This is a genomic window from Vibrio injensis, assembly GCF_001895205.1.
Classification (GTDB): domain Bacteria; phylum Pseudomonadota; class Gammaproteobacteria; order Enterobacterales; family Vibrionaceae; genus Vibrio; species Vibrio injensis.
On record NZ_BDJF01000016.1, the window covers coordinates 112392 to 130277 of the forward strand.

At 48.4% G+C, this 17886-nt stretch carries 24 protein-coding genes; all 24 read left to right on the plus strand.

The genetic code is table 11. The features are described from left to right. Window positions 1-9: 9 nt before the first annotated feature. The 24 genes from BSR11_RS05645 (at window position 10) to BSR11_RS05760 (ending at window position 17886) form a co-directional block, all read left to right on the plus strand. Window positions 10-351 (plus strand): hypothetical protein, encoded by a 342-nt coding sequence (locus BSR11_RS05645; protein WP_072669483.1) that lies wholly within the window; start codon window positions 10-12, stop codon window positions 349-351. A 195-nt stretch (window positions 352-546) separates the two neighbouring features. Beyond that, window positions 547-933 (plus strand): Mor transcription activator family protein, encoded by a 387-nt coding sequence (locus BSR11_RS05650; protein ID WP_072669484.1) that lies wholly within the window; start codon window positions 547-549, stop codon window positions 931-933. 78 nt (window positions 934-1011) lie between these two features. Next, a complete protein-coding gene (locus BSR11_RS05655) occupies window positions 1012-1434 on the plus strand; it encodes a DUF5675 family protein (RefSeq protein WP_072669485.1) in 423 nt (140 codons plus the stop codon). A gap of 5 nt (window positions 1435-1439) precedes the next feature. Continuing rightward, window positions 1440-1730 (plus strand): hypothetical protein, encoded by a 291-nt coding sequence (locus BSR11_RS05660; protein WP_072669486.1) that lies wholly within the window; start codon window positions 1440-1442, stop codon window positions 1728-1730. Beyond that, complete coding sequence (locus BSR11_RS05665; protein ID WP_072669487.1) at window positions 1697-2341, plus strand: hypothetical protein; 645 nt, start codon at window positions 1697-1699, stop codon at window positions 2339-2341. The genes BSR11_RS05660 and BSR11_RS05665 overlap by 34 nt, the downstream gene beginning before the upstream one ends. Further along, window positions 2338-2571, plus strand: a complete 234-nt coding sequence (locus BSR11_RS05670; protein ID WP_072669488.1) for a TraR/DksA family transcriptional regulator — start codon at window positions 2338-2340, stop codon at window positions 2569-2571. Before BSR11_RS05665 ends, BSR11_RS05670 begins: the two co-directional genes overlap by 4 nt. After that, complete coding sequence (locus tag BSR11_RS05675) at window positions 2555-2854, plus strand: DUF2730 family protein (RefSeq protein WP_072669489.1); 300 nt, start codon at window positions 2555-2557, stop codon at window positions 2852-2854. The genes BSR11_RS05670 and BSR11_RS05675 overlap by 17 nt, the downstream gene beginning before the upstream one ends. An 8-nt stretch (window positions 2855-2862) precedes the next feature. Then, window positions 2863-3153, plus strand: a complete 291-nt coding sequence (locus tag BSR11_RS05680) for a VpaChn25_0724 family phage protein (RefSeq protein ID WP_072669490.1) — start codon at window positions 2863-2865, stop codon at window positions 3151-3153. 9 nt (window positions 3154-3162) lie between these two features. Further along, the gene (locus BSR11_RS05685; protein ID WP_072669491.1) at window positions 3163-3747 is read left to right on the plus strand and encodes a DUF3486 family protein; all 585 of its coding nucleotides are present in this window, start codon (window positions 3163-3165) and stop codon (window positions 3745-3747) included. Then, window positions 3744-5387, plus strand: coding sequence for a hypothetical protein (locus tag BSR11_RS05690; protein WP_208604772.1), 1644 nt, complete (start codon window positions 3744-3746; stop codon window positions 5385-5387). Before BSR11_RS05685 ends, BSR11_RS05690 begins: the two co-directional genes overlap by 4 nt. A 3-nt stretch (window positions 5388-5390) precedes the next feature. Continuing rightward, window positions 5391-6968 carry a DUF935 domain-containing protein gene (locus tag BSR11_RS05695; protein ID WP_072669493.1) on the plus strand — a complete coding sequence of 526 codons (1578 nt, stop codon included), beginning with the start codon at window positions 5391-5393 and terminating at the stop codon, window positions 6966-6968. Further along, window positions 6968-8176: a phage head morphogenesis protein gene (locus tag BSR11_RS05700; RefSeq protein WP_072669494.1), complete on the plus strand. Its 1209-nt coding sequence runs from the start codon at window positions 6968-6970 to the stop codon at window positions 8174-8176. Before BSR11_RS05695 ends, BSR11_RS05700 begins: the two co-directional genes overlap by 1 nt. Window position 8177: 1 nt before the next feature. Next, complete coding sequence (locus BSR11_RS05705; protein ID WP_072669495.1) at window positions 8178-8636, plus strand: phage virion morphogenesis protein; 459 nt, start codon at window positions 8178-8180, stop codon at window positions 8634-8636. A gap of 246 nt (window positions 8637-8882) precedes the next feature. Then, window positions 8883-10043 (plus strand): phage protease, encoded by a 1161-nt coding sequence (locus tag BSR11_RS05710; RefSeq protein ID WP_083544876.1) that lies wholly within the window; start codon window positions 8883-8885, stop codon window positions 10041-10043. 6 nt (window positions 10044-10049) lie between these two features. Beyond that, a complete protein-coding gene (locus BSR11_RS05715; RefSeq protein WP_072669496.1) occupies window positions 10050-10439 on the plus strand; it encodes a hypothetical protein in 390 nt (129 codons plus the stop codon). A 41-nt stretch (window positions 10440-10480) separates the two neighbouring features. After that, on the plus strand, window positions 10481-11374 hold the full coding sequence (locus BSR11_RS05720; RefSeq protein ID WP_072669497.1) for a Mu-like prophage major head subunit gpT family protein: 894 nt from the start codon (window positions 10481-10483) through the stop codon (window positions 11372-11374). A 65-nt stretch (window positions 11375-11439) separates the two neighbouring features. Next, window positions 11440-11853: an HI1506-related protein gene (locus tag BSR11_RS05725; protein ID WP_072669498.1), complete on the plus strand. Its 414-nt coding sequence runs from the start codon at window positions 11440-11442 to the stop codon at window positions 11851-11853. Between the two features lie 2 nt (window positions 11854-11855). Further along, entirely contained in the window at window positions 11856-12284 is a 429-nt protein-coding gene (locus tag BSR11_RS05730) for a gp436 family protein (protein ID WP_072669499.1), read from the plus strand. Then, complete coding sequence (locus BSR11_RS05735; RefSeq protein WP_072669500.1) at window positions 12281-12718, plus strand: phage tail terminator protein; 438 nt, start codon at window positions 12281-12283, stop codon at window positions 12716-12718. Before BSR11_RS05730 ends, BSR11_RS05735 begins: the two co-directional genes overlap by 4 nt. Further along, window positions 12708-13634, plus strand: coding sequence for a phage tail tube protein (locus BSR11_RS05740; protein ID WP_072669501.1), 927 nt, complete (start codon window positions 12708-12710; stop codon window positions 13632-13634). Before BSR11_RS05735 ends, BSR11_RS05740 begins: the two co-directional genes overlap by 11 nt. Before the next feature lie 65 nt (window positions 13635-13699). After that, window positions 13700-14026, plus strand: a complete 327-nt coding sequence (locus BSR11_RS05745; RefSeq protein WP_072669502.1) for a hypothetical protein — start codon at window positions 13700-13702, stop codon at window positions 14024-14026. A gap of 11 nt (window positions 14027-14037) precedes the next feature. Further along, the gene (locus tag BSR11_RS05750) at window positions 14038-14361 is read left to right on the plus strand and encodes a DUF1799 domain-containing protein (RefSeq protein WP_072669503.1); all 324 of its coding nucleotides are present in this window, start codon (window positions 14038-14040) and stop codon (window positions 14359-14361) included. Continuing rightward, entirely contained in the window at window positions 14351-17278 is a 2928-nt protein-coding gene (locus BSR11_RS05755; protein ID WP_072669504.1) for a coiled-coil domain-containing protein, read from the plus strand. Before BSR11_RS05750 ends, BSR11_RS05755 begins: the two co-directional genes overlap by 11 nt. Continuing rightward, a complete protein-coding gene (locus tag BSR11_RS05760; RefSeq protein ID WP_072669505.1) occupies window positions 17278-17886 on the plus strand; it encodes a hypothetical protein in 609 nt (202 codons plus the stop codon). The genes BSR11_RS05755 and BSR11_RS05760 overlap by 1 nt, the downstream gene beginning before the upstream one ends.

Here is a 17886-nt window from a genome sequence, read left to right on the forward strand (position 1 = left end):
TGAATTGAAATGAATAGCAAAGTTTATGCTTTGATTGCTGTCGCGCTCATAGTTATGTTTTCTGGAGCTTGGATTTCAGCCCCAGAGTACAAGAAAGATTCTATAAGAGGCGTCTTTGATTCAAGTTCTGAAAGAGCTTGTTTCAACGAAGTCAAAAAGAGGCTTAACGATCCCGAAACGGCATACCTCATAAAAAATCAATATTTGAGGGACAGTAACAAAAAAAACAGGCCCAATGTATATAACGAAAAAAAGGTTCAGATTGAGGTAAGGGCCAAAAATGGTTTTGGTGCTTACATTCAAGAACGATTTGAATGTGTTTCGGCGGATGGTGTTGTGAGATACAAATAAGGCGAAAATGTGAGCAGCGTCATTGTATTGTCGCGCAGACATTGCTAATGTGAAGACTCCTGTTGCAGAGCTTCTCTGCCCTAAGCCCTCAGAAATGAGGGCTTTTGTATTTTTGGCGTTAACATGCCTCAGCGCTTACCTCTGATTTATACTCTTAACACTTCGCTTGCGAGGTGTTTTTTGTATTCGGAGGGGATGATGAAAGAACACGACGATAACTTAGATTTATTTGGCTTTGATAATGTTGATTTAAATGACGTTGAAAGCGTGATTGAAGATGATGTAAAAAGCCCTGATGCGTTGCGTCAAATCTACGCGCTATTTAAGCAAGAGCTTGATCAAGAGTCTGCGCTGCGCTTGCTCTCTTCCTTTTGCAAGCACTTTGGCGGCTTTCCGGTTTACGTTCCTAAAGGTCGTAAGCTTGACTCAGAGCTAAAAAAGATTCAAATTTGGCACGATTTCAAAGGCAACAATGTCGAAGAGTTAGCAAGAAAATACAGCGTTTCTGTGTTTCACGTTTATCATGTGCTCAAGCAAATGCGCAAAGCTGAACACGACAAGAGACAGCCAAAGCTTTTCTAATTCATCTTAATTTATCCTCTCCCACCACAAAAAGCACAATCAGTTCAATTAAGATGAATTATTGAAACTGGTTGTGCTATGAAAACTCTCACTCTACATCGAAATTACTTCCCTCACGGTACTTACTCTCGCCTGTGTGATGAAAATGGTAATCCTTTTCTGGTCACTGTAGAGCGAGCGTGGAAGAATAACCAAGCCAGCATTTCATGCGTGCCAGAAGGCATTTATGACCTTGTTCCTCACACCAGCCCTAAGTTTGGATCTTGCTATGCGCTTGTCGCACCAGAGCTAGGCGTTACCATCTATGGCCCTTCACTTCGCACTCATATTCTGTTTCATGTTGCCAATAAAGCCTCTCAATTAGAAGGTTGTGTCGCCCCAGGATTAACGTTTGGCGTCCTTGATGACGAGTGGGCTGTTCATAACTCAAGAGACGCGTTTGATAAGTTCATGGCTTATTTGGGCGGAGAGAAAGCCCGCCTAGTCATTAAGCGGGCCTAAACGCTATGGGTCGTAATTGGGATTATTCACACCAAAAAGGGCGCGAGATGCGCCTTGCTGCTGAAAAAGAAAGCTATGAAACCAGCGGGCTTTCTTCAGTCGTTCCTTTCCAAGCGCCATTTTTCTCGCACGATGCCACGCTACAAAGCTTTTTCAATAAAGGTTGGAATAGTGTCACAGCATGCGAGGTTCGATTGCACCTAGGCATTGATAAGCCTGAATCTGGTGCTGATCTTCTTTCAAAAATTCGGAGATTTAAACAATGTCACTTTCAATCTCAGCCATCGCAGCGTTAGCGCTGAGCGTTGGCCCCTCGGCTATTCGTGGCCTCTCTTCTTTGTTTGGTGAGAGTAAAACGGCCGAGCAATTAGCTGGCATCGTTGAAGCTGCCGAGTCTGCGTTCCCGCCAGAGCGTGAATTTGCTCGCTTAGATTACGTGCACGAAAAGCTTTCTATGCTGAGCCCCGATCAGCTCATTGAGCTTGAAAAAATTCAGCTACAACTAGAGCAAGAAGTTACACGCCGTCAAGAGCTTAGCTTGCAAGATAAGCAAGCTGCACATGAGCAAACGCAAAAGACAATTCGAGAAGGCGATAAAGCGCTGGATGAAAAGATTCGTCGTCTACGTCCAGCTCAGAGCTGGATTAGCTTCTGGGCTGGTTATCTTTACGCGCTGATCGCGGAAATTGCTTTATCTCAAGGTATCGGTTCAGGGACTGATATTTTTCTACTGCTCACGCTGTGGAGCTATGCGTTTGCGTACTTTGGCTTACGCACGATTGATGGCTTTGCACCTTACTCCAAATCGAGCGGTGATAAAGCAACAGGGGCACTGAAAGAGGTTGCGACTGGCGTCGCCACGGGTGTGATTGGAAACTTGATCAAGGGGCGACTAAAAAAATCATGACCTGCCAATTCGATAAAGCCCAAGAAGTAGAGCAAGAGTTTCGTGATCGCGCCTTAGCTGCGCAGTTAGCAAAGCCGATGGAGCAACCCGATGAAGATGATGAGGGTAATCGATACTGCTTAAGTTGCGGCGTTGAAATACCCCCAGAGCGATTAGAGGCCCAGCCCACCGCTGTTCGTTGCGTCAGTTGTCAGACTAGGAAGGAGTCCGCCAGTGGAATGGTTTCTTAAATACTTTTCTATCGCGTGGACGGTCATTACCACCTTAGTCATGATCGGCTTGGCGTTACTTTCTAAAACCTACGCCAAGCGAGAAGACTTAGCGAGCGTGGAGAAGAAAGTGGACGATCTGAAAGCGCAAGTCGATAGCATGCCGACCCAAGAAAAAGTGACCGAGCTGCTTGTTGAGTTAGCCAACACGCGCGGTGAGATGAAAGAGCTTCGCGCTCAGATCCAGCCCGTCGAGCACTTAGCAAGGCTCCTTTTAGAACAACGTTTAAAAGATGATAAATAGAGGTTTACATGTCATTTAAAGAGCTGTTAACGCAAGACCAGCGCCTTGTTATTTTGCGCTCTCTGCATGAGATGCATGGCTATGAAGCGAATGAGTCAATTATTGATTCGTGTCTCGATGCTTACGGCCATAACATCAGCCGTGACGCCGTTCGTACGCATCTTTTCTGGCTGCAAGAGAATGGTTTGGTATCTCTGCGTGAAGTAGCAAGCTGCCAAGTGGCGCGCTTAACTGGACGCGGTGAAGATGTCGCAACAGGTCAAGCTGTTGTTCCTGGTGTGAAGCGTCCACGCGCTTAAGGGGTAATCATGCAAGTCGCCAGTAACCGCAAAAGCAAGGTTGAACTGCTGCCGGAAGAGATTCGAAATACCCTGAATATCTTTATCCGCAGCGGCAACATGACGCAGAAAGACATTCTTGAAGCGGTCAATCAAATGATTGATGAGGCCGGACTGCCTGATGATGCAAAGCTGAGTCGCACAGGGTTTAACCGCTACGCCAAGCGGATGGAAGATTTAGGCCAGCGCTTGCGCCAGTCTCGCGAAGTCGCTGAGGTCTGGGTTTCCAAGCTCGGTGAAGCGCCCACCAGTGATGTCGGTAAGCTGCTGCAAGAGTTCGTTAGAACGATGGCGTTTGATACTTCCATGAAAATGATGGAGCAGTCCGAAGGTGAAGAAGGCGAAGTGATTTCACCGAAGGCACTCGGACAGCTCGCGCTAGTCGTGCAGCGTATCGAAACCGCCGCCATGTCTAGCATGAAGCGCGAGAAAGAAATCCGTGCCGCTTATGCAGCTGAGGCGGCAGATGCTGTCTCTGATGAATTGCGTGGGGTTGATGGAATGAGCGAGCAGCTTGAAGATCGCATTCGTGGCATCTTGTTAGGTAAAGCATGATGACAAAAAAGCAACCCACACTCAAAGCGCTGACAGCACCAAGAAAAATTGATCTCGCGGAGGAGATGGCGAGTCTTGGTGTGGACGTGCCGACAGCAGAAGAGTTTCAGGTTCCAGACAAAGAGCCTGTTTTTTTACCATATCAACAGCGTTGGTTTGAAGATGAAAGCCAGATCATGTTCGCCGAGAAAAGTCGTCGTACAGGTCTGACTTGGGCTGAAGCTGGGCGAAATGTGCTGACCGCATCTAAACCAAAGCGCCGTGGTGGCCGTAACGTCTTTTATGTTGGGTCAAAGCAAGAAATGGCGCTGGAATACATCGCCGCATGTGCTTTGTTTGCGCGTGCATTTAATCAGCTTGCACAGGCTGACGTGTATGAGCAAACCTTCTGGGATAGCGAAAAGAACGAAGAAATTCTGACTTATATGATCCGCTTCCCGAATAGCAGGTTTAAGATCCAAGCGCTGAGTTCTCGCCCCTCTAACTTGCGTGGTTTACAGGGTGATGTGGTCATCGATGAGGCCGCATTTCATGAGAGCCTAGAAGAGCTACTAAAAGCAGCGCTGGCACTCACTATGTGGGGCGCGCGTGTACGGCTGATCTCCACTCACAATGGTGTAGACAATCTATTCAACTTGCTCATTCAGGAAGCAAGAGAAGGCAAGAAAGACTACTCGATACATCGCATCACCTTAGATGATGCAATTGCTGACGGCTTATATAAACGCATCTGCTTTGTGACTGACCAGCCATACAGCAAACAGGCAGAGCAAAAATGGCGTGACGACTTGTACAAGAACGCGCCTAATAAAGAATCTGCTGATGAGGAATATGGCTGCGTTCCTAAGAAATCTGGCGGCACTTATTTATCGCGGATCTCTATTGAGCAAGCAATGATTGCAGATCGCTCATTGCCAATTGTCCGTCTCACTTGTAGCGACGATTGGCTGGAGTGGACGCCAGAGCGAAGAACGCTGGAAACGACTCAGTTCTGTGAACAGACGCTAAAGCCGTTGCTCGATATGCTCAGCCCTGACCATGTCCACTATTTCGGCGAAGACTTTGCGCGCCGTGGCGACTTGACGGTCTTTGTGCCGCTTGAGGTGACGAAAAACTTACGTAAGCGTGTGCCGTTTATTTTGGAAATTAAAAACGCTCCATACGAAGTTCAGAGACAGGTGATGGAGTACATCATGAGTCGCTTGCCAAGATTCCGAGCCTCAGCTTTCGATGCAACGGGTAACGGTGGTTACTTGGCTGAGGCGGCGGCATTAAAGTACGGCACCGAGGTCGTTGATCGAGTAGACCTAAGCCAGAAATGGTACGCAGAGTGGATGCCAAAGCTCAAAGCTGAATTTGATGATTTCAACCTCACGTTACCCCGACATCAATCCGTTTTGGATGACTTAAGCAGCATTAAAGTCGTGAATGGCATCCCTCAAGTTGACAAGGGGCGCACTAAAGACACCGATGGCAAAAAGGGTGACAAGCGCCACGGTGATATTGCTGTGGGTCTAGCTATGGCTATTCGCGCAAGTTGGATGGAAGGTAGCGCGATTGAGTTCACACCGCTGCCCTCCAAAATTGAATCAGATGAAGACGATGATGATTACCACAGTTTTGACCGTGGAGCATGGTGATGTATGACTAAAAAACTTTCGACCATTGTAGATATTTGGGGACGTCCGATTGAGTCGGGCGTATTTGATGAGCCGCAAACAGAAGCGGATGCGCGCCTTGGTCAGTTGCATCGTTTGTATGCCGATCACCCGTCGTCTGGTTTAACGCCGGGCCGTTTGGCTACGCTAATGCGTGATGCCGAACAAGGTGACTTAAAGGCTCAGTGCGAACTCGCCGAAGATATGGAAGAGAAAGATGCACATATCCAAAGTGAAATCGGCAAGCGTCGCATGGCGCTACAGAGCGTGGAGTGGAACATTAAGCCACCCCGCAACGCCACTGCCGCAGAGCAGCGCGATACAGAAATGGTACAAGAGTTACTTGAGGATGCAACGTGGCTTGATGATGCCATCTTTGATTTAAGTGATGCCACGCTTAAAAGTTTCTCAAACCTCGAAATCGAGTGGGATTATCAACTGGGTACTCACTACATCGAAAATGTTCATCATCGCGATCCCTCTTGGTTTAAGACTCACCCCGATAGACGCAACGAGTTGCGTTTAATTGATGGCTCGTATGAGGGACTTGCTTTGCAGCCGTTCGGCTGGATAAGCCACACCGCTAAAGCTAAGTCGGGCTACTTGTCACGTCGCGGCTTAGTCCGTGTACTTGCGTGGCCTTTCCTTTTTAAAAACTACAGTGTGCGCGATCTCGCTGAGTTCTTAGAGATTTACGGCTTGCCAATCCGCCTTGGTCGCTACCCTGAAGGGGCCACCAGTCGCGAAAAAGCCACGCTGATGCGCGCCGTTATGAGTATCGGCCATAACGCTGGCGGTATTATTCCGAAAGGCATGGACATTGATTTTCAGAATGCCGCCGAAGGCCAGTCCGACCCATTTATGGCAATGATTGAATGGTGTGAAAAGTCGCAATCAAAAGCGATTCTAGGCGGCACGCTAACTAGCCAAGCTGATGGAAAAACCAGTACCAATGCGCTCGGCAACGTGCATAACGAAGTGCGAACCGAGATACGCGACTTTGATTTAAAGCGATTAGCTCAAACGCTAACGCGCGATGTCGTGTATCCGCTCTATGCACTGAACGGTAAAAGCTATCAGCACCCGCGCCGTCACCCGCGATTTGAGTTTGAAATTGCGGAAGCTGAAGACATTAAAGCGCTGTCTGAATCTCTTCCTGGTCTAGTCGGCTTAGGGATGCAAATCCCTGTTCAGTGGCTGCATGATAAAACTCAGATCCCAATGGCGAAAAATGACCAAGCTGTATTGCAACCCAAGACAACGCCCTCGCCATTTGCCGATCTTGCTGCGCTGAGCGCTCAAGCTCCGCGTGATAAAGCCGTCCCCGCGAGCTCTATTGTTGATACTCAGCTTGAGCGGTTTGGGGAAGAAAGCGCGGGGTTAATGTCGATGATGGTTGAGCCTGTTCGCGAGCTAGTTAAGAGCGCTCAATCGCTAGAGCAACTGAGAGACGACATTCTAGCGTTGGAAGGTAGCATTAGCATTGATGATATGGCAGAGACGATTGCTATGGCAATGGCGGCGGCAACGTTGGCAGGCATGGACGACGCTAAGGGGGCGTAATGGTTGCAGCGAAATACGGCAAATTACCTTTTAAAGAACAAGTCGCCTTTTTGCGCCAAAAGACCAATGTGCCAACTAAGACATGGGATGGCCTTTGGAAAGAGTCTCATAACAGTGGGTTTATGGTTGCTGGCGCAATGAAAGAAGATTTGCTTGCTGACTTTCGTAGTGCGATAGATACGGCAATCAGTGAAGGTAAAGGGCTTAACTGGTTTAAAAAGCAGTTTGATCAAATTGTCGAGCAGCGCGGCTGGGAGTTTAATGGCACAAAAAACTGGCGCGCGGAAGTGATTTACGGCACCAACGTCCGCAGCTCGTATGCCGCAGGGCGTGAAATGCAAATTGATGCGATAAAAAAACTTCGTCCATACGCGATATACAAGCACTCAGGTTCAGAAAACCCGCGTCATCAGCACTTGGCATGGAATAATCTCGTGCTTCCGGTTGATGACCCGTTTTGGGAGGCTCATACGCCGCCGAACGGCTACGGTTGTAACTGTAAAAAGTTCACGCTATCAGAGTCTGACTTAGAACGTCTTGGACTCGAAGTTAGTCCGTCGCCTGCGGTTAATACTTACAACTGGACAGATAAAAAAACAGGCGAGAGTCATCAACTGCCTGTAGGCGTTGATCCCGGTTTCGATTACACGCCTAGAACGCCTGTTCAGTTGCGAAGAAAAATAGAGCAAGCGGTTAAGTCTAAACCGCCTATCGCCGAACGATTAACGCCAAGAGTGGTTGACAGTGCTTATTCGACTGTGAGTGATGTGAGTGCAAAGTCGCTGAGTTTAGCACTCGATTCTGCGGCCAAAGTTGATGTATCTCCACTCAGAAGCTTTATACAGCAACAGCAGATTAAAACGGTGATCATTAAGCCGAGTGATCGTGCAGGTTTGTCGTCTGGCGTTATGAGTGATATCAAAGATTATCTTGGTAGTGCTATTGCTTTGGATGCCGTGCAAGATGCTGTCGCAGCGACATCGAAGGAGTGGAGTCATATCTTACTTGTCGCCAGTAGCGGCCAAGGTGTTTCTCGCTCGTTGCTAGAAAGCTGGCTAGTTCAACTGGGTCGTCAAGTGTTCTTTCGTCGTTCGATTCGATCAATGGATGAGATGGAGTTTGCGCAGTTGTTGGCGAGATACGTGCTCTCTGACACATCGTTACTACCAAGTGAGCGCTCAGCGCTTAAAGCAGCATTAGGTGTTTGAAATGACAGCAAGAATTAGAGTTGAGCTGGATGGTTTAAAAGAGGTTCGGGATTCGCTTAGCGATCTGATTGCTCGTAGTAATGATCTCACGCCAGCCATGGCTAGCATCGGCGAGCTGTTGCTGTTAAGTCATGATGAGCGTTTTACTAGCCAAACGGCTCCTGACGGTACACCTTGGCTGGCTCTGTCAGAAACCACTCAGGCGATGAAACCAAGGAACTCAAACTTAATTTTGACGTTCAATGCTAATTTAAGAAAGCTTAACTATAATGCTTCAGCCAAAAGTCTTGAGTTTGGTTCCAATGAACCCTATGCAGCAATGCATCACTTTGGTGGCACTACGTCTCCAAGAAGTATGATCCCTAATAAAGAGATACCGGCTCGTCCATTTCTTGGCGTGAGCAAGAGTGATGAAGAGGGAATTCTGTCGGCTCTCTCTGATTATTTAATGCAATTATAAAAAACGCTCTAAAATCGCCATTAAGCGCGATACAATGCAAATCCTCACAATCTGGCGACTAAAAAAGTTTAAACGCATGTGGAGCGATTTAAACGGTGTTTAAACGGGGTTGTGTGGTGCACTTCCCCTCTCTTTCTTATTTTCTCATCCGTTCCAATAAAAATCATTAATTCGTCTTAATTTGGATTTCTCTGCCCAAAATCCAAAATGGTCACTGTTATCTCAGTTTTCTAACCGGACAGTGGCATGAACAAAACCTTTATCGCAACCGCTATCAGTCAAGCTGCCTTAAGTGCCTCTGCTTTCGCAGGGTTCGCAGGGTTTGCCTCGTTAACGGCAAACCTTGAAGCGGAAGATGGTTGGTATCAACTGCTGCCCGCTGGCAAGTTCAAAGCACGTGATGGTCGTCCGCACGACACGGCTGACGGTCATTGGCATTTGGATGCTGATTCAGCAGCCGCGCTGATTGCTGCGACTAAACAAACTTCTGATCGCGTTCTTGTGGATTATGAGCACGCCACACTACGCGCAAAAGAAACTGGAACGCCTGCTCCTGCGGCGGCTTGGTTATCCAGTAGCGATATTGAATGGCGTGAAGGGAAAGGTTTGTATATTCGTCCACTGTGGACTCAGCGCGCGCAAAGCCTGATTGATGCTAAAGAGTACGCCTATCTTTCCGCTGTCTTTCCTTACGACAAAGATGGTCGCCCCTTGCTGTTGCGAATGGCTGCGATCACTAACGACCCCGGTCTTGTCGGCCTTGAGCCTATTGCCGAGCTGGCCGCGGAATTCAACCTTAGTTTTTACCACCCAAACGGTTCCATCAATCTGCATGGACAAACGGAGGACTCCCTCGTGAATAAGTTACTAAAAGACTTACTCGCTAAAGTCGGCATTGATGTGCCGGAAAATGGCGAGCTAACGCAGGAGCAGCAAACCGCTGCGCTCTCTGCGCTCGATGCGCTCAAAGCAAAAGCGGAAAGCGCAGACACGCTGCAAACACAAGTTGCAGAGCTGTCAGCAAAAGATGCTGGTGTTGATTTTGCCAAGTTTGTGCCCATCGAAGCTTACAACGCGTTGGTCGGTCAAGTGGCTGTGCTTTCTGCTAGTTCGTCGGAAATGTCGCTTGAGAAAGTGATTGCCAATGCTAAAGCCGAAGGCAAGGTAATTGAAGCGGAAACCGACTACTTAACACAGTTCGGTCAGCAACAAGGTGTTGCGGCGCTCTCTGCAATGCTGGAAAAACGCCCTGCCATTGCTGCGCTGACTGCAACGCAAACCAAAAATAAGCAGCCGCCAGAAGACAAAAAAGAGTCAACTGACGCGCTATCTGAAACTGAATTGGCAGTGCTAACAGCAACGGGCTTGACCCAAGCGCAGTACCTCGCCGCAAAGAAAGAAGGATAAGCGATCATGAGTTCTGTTTTAGCTCGTCGCGCTGGCATTAAGCGCGGCTACCCAATGAAGGCCAGCACAAAGATTCGTGCCGTGGTTGCAGTTTTTCTTGCTAGCGGCTTGGCCGTTCCGTTTGCTGACGCAACGGGCACGTCAAAATTCGTCGGGGTATCGACTTTCGAACGTGACAACGTGGGCGCAGATGGCGAACTGATCATTGAAGTTGAACATCAAGAGTTTGCGTTGCTTAACTCCGGTGACATTACGTTTGCCCATGTTGGTAGTGAGGCTTACTTCACCGATGAGTACAACGTGTCGATTGACAGTGACACAAACGCGCGGCCCATCGCGGGCACTATTACGCAGCTTGAAGGTGAGCTGGTCTGGATTAGCCCTGCTGTGGCTTAAGCCATAGCAGTACAGGTTTACATAGCGTAGGAGCTATACAAATGATTACATCAGGTGCAAACCTATCCATTTTGTACACGGCAGTGAAGGCGAACTTCCAGCAAGGCCGTGGCATGTATACGCCAATGTGGCCTAAAGTGGCGACGTTGGTATCTTCAACCACTTCAACAGAAACTTATGCTTGGCTGGGCGACTTTAGCCGCCTGCGTGAGTGGATTGGCGAACGCCAAGTTAACCGCATGAAGCAGCATGGTTACTCGCTCACTAACAAAAAATTTGAAGCCACAGAAGGCATTCCTCGCGACTACGTCGAAGATGACACCTACGGCGTCATGATGCCGAAGTTTCAGGATATGGGTTATGCAGCAGAAACTCATCCGGATGAAATGACTTTTGCTCTGCTAGCGTCGGGCTTTACCACTAAATGCTATGACGGCCAAAACTTTTTTGATGCAGACCACCCTGTGGGTGAAGAGGGCCAAGAAGAATCTGTATCCAACATGCAATCGGGCGCAAGCAATCCTTGGTTCTTGCTCGATACCAGCCGCCCATTAAAACCGCTGATCTTTCAGCGTCGCAAGGACTACAACCTCACTAACAAAACTGATGCATCTAGCTCTGACCATGTCTATATGACCGATGAGTTCCTCTACGGTGTTGATGGTCGTGGTGAATGGGGCTTTGGATTCTGGCAGCAGGCTTTCGCTTCCAAAGCGGCATTGAATGAAGAGAATTTCGATTCTGCTGTACAAAAGATGATGGAATTCAAATCCGACAAAGGTCGTCCACTTGGAATTAAGCCGTCCATTTTGGTGGTTGGCCCATCAAACCGTGCCGCTGCTCGGGCTTTGATTGAAGTTGAGAAAAAAGCGAACGGTGGCGACAACCCGAACTACAAAGCGGTAGAGCTGCTTGTGGTGTCTTGGCTGAAATAAGCTTTTCTGCATAAGCATAAACAGGCGTTCGCGCCTGTTTGATGAAACTTAGGAGAGACAATGCAATGTCTGATACGAATCCAATCATTATCGTTAAAAATGCTGCGCACGCTGGGTATCGCCGCGCAGGACTGGCTTTACAAGAAGGTGAAAACCGCTTTGACAAAGCCAATATCACCGACGCCCAGTTGGCCCAGCTTAAGGCCGATCCTCGCTTGGCGGTTATTGTTGAGCAATCTCAAGCAAGTGCGAGTGGTCACGCGTCGGGGGCCGTGGATGGGGGCAGTAACGGTAACGCTCTGTCGATAGCCGAAGCGATCATGCAGCTTGATCCAAGCAACGAAGCGCACTTTACAAAGTCAGGCAAGCCAGAGCTTAAAGCGCTGTCTACCATTCTTGGTCGTAACGTGACTGGTGCAGAGCGAGATGATGCTTGGAGCGCAATGCAAGAAGCGACTGACGCGGCAAGCGGAGAGTAACGATGTACTGCACTGCTGAAGATATGATTAAGCGTTTTGAACATGATGAGATTGTGAAGCTCACAGACAAAGACGGCACCGCTGGTGAGATTGTTGTGCCAGTGCTTGAACAGGCGATCAGTGATGCGACAGCAACCGTCAACGGCTATTTGTCGGGTGTTATCCGTTTGCCGCTGTTGAGTGTGCCTGAAAACCTGAATCGCATCTCAGCAGATATCGCTCGTTACTACTTGTATGACGACGTGCTCGATGACGCTCACCAAGCAGCGCGTCGTTATAAAGAGTCTATTGATTATCTAAAGCTTATCGCTGCTGGAAAAATTCGTTTAGACATGCCCGCCGAAGCTGCCAATGCAAGCGCCACTAATCTGGCTGAGTTTTACAGTGCTGGCAGCGTGTTTGCGCGAGATAAGTCGAAGGGATTTTTATGATTGACATTAACAATGTTATTCAAAGGCTTAAGGCTGGCTCTCCTGCAGAGCCGCTTTGGACTGACGTCAAAGCAATCTCTGATTTATCAACATTGGATGTCAATCGCAGTGGTTTACGCGGAGTAACGCTGTTTGTTGTTCAGCAAAGCGAGTCGGCATCTGCTGATGTGCGCGGGTCTGGACCTTATTTGCAGACGTTAACTGAAACGCTAGGCATTGTGATTGTTGCAAAAGTCGTCAATAGCGATCAGTTCGATTTTAAACCAGTGCGACAGATGTTGCGTGAGCGTCTTTTTGGATGGTCACCCGATGATGACCACGAACCGTTTTGGCTGGGCAGTGGTCGCTTGATGAATGTTCAGCGCGGTCAAGTAACGTGGGTGGACAATTTTATTACTGAATACACAGAGGATCAGAATCGCTATGGCTCGTAAAGCTCGAAAAAAAGTGATCGCTTATGCCACCGAAACGGTTTACGGGCAAGATGCGATCCAATCTGGAACGCCTAAGTATTTGTTAGGGCGTGAATTCTCAATCACCCCAATGGCGGGCGAATCTACCGCTTTGGATTATGACGACGGCTTGCTTGGCCGTTCAGGTGAAATTGTCACTGAGCTGTATGTCACTGTGGAATTTACTGTGGACTTTGCTAGCGGCGGCGCGGCGACCACGCCTGCCCCATGGGGTGATTTGATGGCGGCATGCTTGCGAAAAGTTGTTTCGCATACTGTTGATCCCGATGGAGCGGATGAAACCGTCTATCAAATCGATGATGAAAGTACGGGATCATTGACGTTCTATTACTATCAGTCGGGCGTATTGCATCGTGTCGTTGGCGCGCGCGGTTCGCTCTCTTTAAGTGCTGCGGCAAAAAACTTCGGCGGCATTAAATTTACTTTCACTGGCTTGCACTCACTGGTCAACAGTGCCGCGCTACCCGCTGCGGATTTTACGCCGTGGCAAACGCCGCTGAAAATCGGTGTTGAAAACTCGGCATTTACCATTGATGGCGCGGCAGTGAAGATGATTAGCCTTGAATACGACCAAGCCAATACCGTGGTTTATCAAGAGTATGTCGGTCATGAAGAAGTATTAATCACCGACTTTGCCCCCACCGGAACGCTAGTGATTGAAGCCCCGACACTGGCTGAACTTGATGTGTTCGCTTTGGCGAAAAACGCCAGTGAGCATGCGGTTGTATTCACAAACGGCCCGGTTGGCGATCAGGTCGAGTGGTCATCAAGTCGGGTGCAGTTTGGTCGCCCAACTTATGCAGATCAAGACGGCACGCAGACGTATAGCATCCCCATTATGCCACTTGGCAATAGCGATAAATTCGCCACTCGTTAAGTTATTGAATGCGCCTTAAGGCGCGTTCAAACCCTATTTAAAGCCCGTTTATGGAGAAATAAATCATGTTCGTTTTGCAAAAAGAGCGGTTAGTAAAAGCGTGGCCTGCGGTTGTTCGGTTGCCAGTGGATGGTGGCGAAGTGATTGAAGAGAAAATCACTTTAGATATGGCCATCCTTGATGGAGATGGCAGTTATAAACTGCTCAGTGGTCATGAAGAGACGTTTAAGAGCGTGATTAAGGGCTGGTCTGGCATTGGTGGCTCAGATGGTGCTCCGCTGCCATTCAATAGCGAGAACTTAAGTTTGCTGATCAAGGATCAATATTTTGTTGCTGCGGCTATTCGCGCTTATCAACAAGCGGCGGGTGGTCAGGCTGCTGAAAAAAACTAACAGATGCGGTGTTGGCGTTTTTAAGCCACTCCGCCCCTACTCAGCATGACAATGATGAATGGCAAGCAGAGAAAGCTTTGTGGGGTATTGAGAGTCTAGAAGATGAAAAGCCAGAGCAGATTGAGTTGTGGGAAGAAAACCTTTCTGTTGTCGAGTGGTGGCTCTCTATCCCTAGTTTTTTGAAGTGGAATTTTAATAAGTGCGTCGGAATGGACGTGATAGCGGTAAAAGCTGATGCAGAGATGGCTCAGCGAGACATTGATCCTGATGATTATCACAAGTTGAAAGTCATCGCTCGAACCGTAACCGAGGAGTTAAATCGACGTGAGCAATAATGAGTTAAAGCTAACGCTACGATTTGACGCTGATAACAAGGCGTTTGTCGGCAGTGTTAAAGCGTCTGATGAGGCGGTTCGTCACTTCTCTACTCGTGCCGATCAATCCAGCGCGTCGGTTAATAAGCTCAGTAAAGAAACCACGGCTGCAACCAGCGAGTTTGCTGGGCTAAATAGCACTCTGAAAGGATTGGCAGGTGGTTTTGCTGCATTGCTCGGTGCTGGAGCGATGAAGAGCATGTTTACTCAACAAGCTCTGCTTATCGACCAGACAGCAAAGCATGCAGATAAAATTGGCATTACCACTGAAGCATTAACACAGTTGCGTTACGCCTCTGAATTGACGGGGGTTGGTTCAAGTAACTTAGATACCGCACTGCAACGTATGACGCGCAGATTAGCTGGCTCTGATGCGAATACAGGTCTGTCTTCTGAAGTAAAAGAGCTGGGACTAGACTTAAAAACCCTTCAGGCGATGTCGCCTGATGAGCAGCTTGCTGCAATTGCAGATGGCTTTAAGAACGTCGAAAGTCAAGCGACAAGAGTGAAGTTAGCGTTCCGTTTCTTCGACACAGAAGGTGTTGGCATGGTTAACATGCTCGCCAATGGTTCGGCAGGCTTGCGTGAGATGCAAGCGGAAGCTGATCGTGTTGGCGTAACGCTAAACCGAATTGATGCCGCCAAGATAGAAGCCGCTAATGACGCGATTTTTCGGGCGTCTGAAGTCGCTCGCGCGTTAAAGCAAAGCTTGGTGGTTGAGGCCGCTCCATCCGTCGAAAAGCTGGCTGATTTGATGTTAGTGCTTAATGATAACGGGCAGTTAGTTGCTGATGTAATCGGTGTGACATTGGTTATGGCGGCAGCTCGTGCAGCGGCCTCGGTTGTCAACTTAACTAACGCGAAAGTCAGCGCTGTTTTAGTTGAACGTCAAAAACTTCAAGCGACGGTAGCCAGCACGAAAGCAGAGTTAGCGGCAGTGCAAGCTGAAATCGCAAGAATAGAAGCAATGAGAGCCTCTAATGCACAGGGGTTAATTAGCGCTCGTCAATCTGAAGCGCATGCAGCCTTGCGTGTTAGAGAGAAAGCATTAATTGATTCGCTAACGGCTTCTCAGGCCCGCTTAAATGTAGTGGCAAGAGCGGGTTCGGCTGTAATGGCTACTCTCGGTGGCCCCGCAGGTATAGTGATGCTTGCTGCTGGAGCTATTGGGTATTTTGCAACGCGAACAAAGACTGCTAAAGAATCTACGGATCTTCTTTCAGAGTCTGTCGAAAAGTTAGGCAATAAAACGCTTGAGCTTAGACGAATTCAAATAGCAGAGGAGTTGTTCAACTTTGACTCTGTAGAGAGTGACTTCAGAAGAGCAGAAAAACGAATTGATGATTTGCGAAAGCTTATCGATAGACCTATTGGCTCTACGGGTGGTTTTAGTAGCGTTTTTGGTATGAGCGATGAGGCGCTCGCAAAGGAAAATGAGCGAACCGAAGCTTATAAAAGAGAGTTGGCTGAACTTAATGCGTTTATTGAACAGCAGCAAGAAAGGCGTGAAGCATTATTAAAACGCCAGACTGAAATTCAAAATGCGTTAGAGAATGCTAGGTCGGAAAACACTGGCCCAGCGGCGCTGGTTAATGAAGAAGCCGTTAAATCTGGCGAAAAAATGCTGGCAATGCTGTCTCGTCAAGTGGCTCTGTATGGACAGACTTCCGAAGTTGCTAAGGTTCGTTACGAACTTGAGCATGGCGAGCTAAAAGGCATTAATGATGAGCTAAAAACCCAACTGCTTTTGCAAGCTCAGTTGCTTGACTCAAAGCGTCCACAGGATTCGGCGGTCACCGACTTCTTTGCTGAAACTGATGAAATGGAAAGCGCTTGGCTTAAGCGTCTTGCCATGAACGCGGCGATGGAAAATCGCGCTATCGTCGAGCAGAACTACGCACACAATGATCGCTTATCAAACCTTCGTGAAATGTATGATCGCGCAGTAGAGGCAGCGCGTGGCAATAAAGAGCAGCTTGCTGCGATAGAGGCTGAATATCGCTATCAACAAGAAATTGCTGAGGCTGAGCATCAACACCGTTTGAACGAAATTGAGGCAGAGCTTCGCAAGCAGCGTGAAGAAGCTAATAAGGGCTATTGGCAGCGTTATTTAGAAAGCGCTAAGTCAAACTTGGAAAACTTTGACAGCTTATCTAAGGCAACGATTGATTCGTTTTCGTCGGGAATGGGCAATGCGTTTGAGTCGATGATTTTTGATGCAGATAACCTCGGCGATGCGATGTTTAACTTAACCGAAAATATGAGTCGAGCAGTGATTAATGCGCTTGGCCGCATGGCTGCGGAGTGGTTGGCCTATCAAGTCGTCCAGCTTTTGGTTGGTAAAACGATGGCTCAGCAACAAGCGCAAATGGCTGGGATAAACGCTTACACTTCTACCGCTGCTGTACCTGTTGTTGGTCCTGCGCTTGCTCCTGGTGCAATGGCGGCGGCATTGGCAACCACAATGCCTGTGGCTTCATCTATTGGTGCAATGGGCATTGCAGGTATGGCTCACGATGGCATTGGCCGAGTCCCCAAAGCTAACGAAGGTACGTGGTTGCTCAAAAGAGACGAAATGGTCATGAACCCTGAGCAAACCGATAACTTTTATTGGATGCTCGATGTGATGCGTCAAATGAAAACCATGTTTTCTGCTATGAGTGCTGGCAGTGCTAGTCAGTCTCAATCGTCTGGTGTTGTCGTGAATATTCACACGCCGTCTGGGGTTGCGGCTCGACAAGAAAGTAGCACCACTCCTGATGGCCTTCCCCAACTGGATATTTTTATTGAAGAAGCGAAAAACGCAACGCTGAACGCATTGTATGACGATGCTGACAACGGCGGGCCTATTTCAACACGCATTCGTATAGGTGCCTAATGAGTATCCCATTATTGACAACAAAGCTGCGCCCTGTGCTTTCCGATTTCAAACTAAAAAGAACCGAGCGCATTAATACCAGCAAATTTACTGAAGCATCGCAGTCTATCTCCAGCCCGACTGGACTTTGGACGGTATCGTTACAATTTCAGAACATTCGCCGCGCTGACGCTCAAGAGCTGATCGCTTTTTTATGGTCGCTGCGCGGTACTTATGGGCAGTTTCGTTTGTTTGACTGGTCTGCTCCGAGCGCTAATGGCGCTGGCGGCTCTTACCCTATTACTCAGTTGTCCAGCGCTTTGCCCGGCATGGTCAAGCTGATAAGCGCTCAGGCATCAACAAAGTTGGCTAGTGCGGGTGATTACGTTGAGATTAATGGCGAATTGAAAGGGCTGCTTGCTGATGTGGTGACGGACACCTCTGGTATTGCCACTGTCATTTTTGAGCCGTTCCTGCGCGCACCGGCTAACGCCGCAACGACGATTAATTTTAATCAGCCGACGGGCATTTTTCGCTTAGCGCCGGGTTATGAAGTACCTCGGCCAACGTCACGCAAGCTTGTCATGACTGACCTTACTATTTCTTGCGTTGAGTACGTAACGGCTTAA